This window comes from Desertibacillus haloalkaliphilus, assembly GCF_019039105.1.
GTDB lineage: Bacteria > Bacillota > Bacilli > Bacillales > KJ1-10-99 > Desertibacillus > Desertibacillus haloalkaliphilus.
Genome location: NZ_JAHPIV010000081.1, coordinates 1 through 497, shown reverse-complemented (window position 1 = coordinate 497; position 497 = coordinate 1). Strand labels below are relative to the sequence as shown.

Sequence of the window (497 nt, the reverse complement as noted above, 5' to 3'; positions counted from 1 at the left end):
GCCCCTGGCAATGAATTTGCATACGCAATGGCCATCTCTTGGAGCGGTTGTAGTTTGTCAGTTTTGTTCATGGCGCTTTCCTTTCAATTAAAAAACGGCATCCCTGGTGCAGGATGCCGTTTAAGATTACGCTGTATATTTATAATAGTCCAATTCTGTGGAAAAACAACTATTTACGCTCGATGGTTGTATGTTAATTTCATGAATTTAATGCAAATCATGACGTGTGACCACATTATGGTTCAACAACGTCTTTAACATATCCGCTAATTTGCCCGCTTGTTGCATCTCGCGGAGCTCTGCTACCAACGCTTGATCATGATTGGTTAATGAATCACTTAATTCCAATGATTCAAGATATTCATCCGCGACTGACAGCTGGTCGTTCAACTTCTTCTCAAGCAGTGGCACCATATCTTCAGCCTCAACATACATTGTAAACGGCGTTACCCCATTCTGTTGCTTGGCATTTGGCTGTTGCACTGAGACGTACAAAC

General features: G+C 42.3%; 1 protein-coding gene. It reads right to left on the bottom strand.

Annotated elements, in window-relative coordinates; genetic code table 11:
- Positions 1–207 precede the first annotated feature (207 nt).
- The coding region (locus KH400_RS20940) for a hypothetical protein (RefSeq protein WP_217227953.1) at positions 208–497 on the bottom strand (290 nt) is incomplete at its 5' end.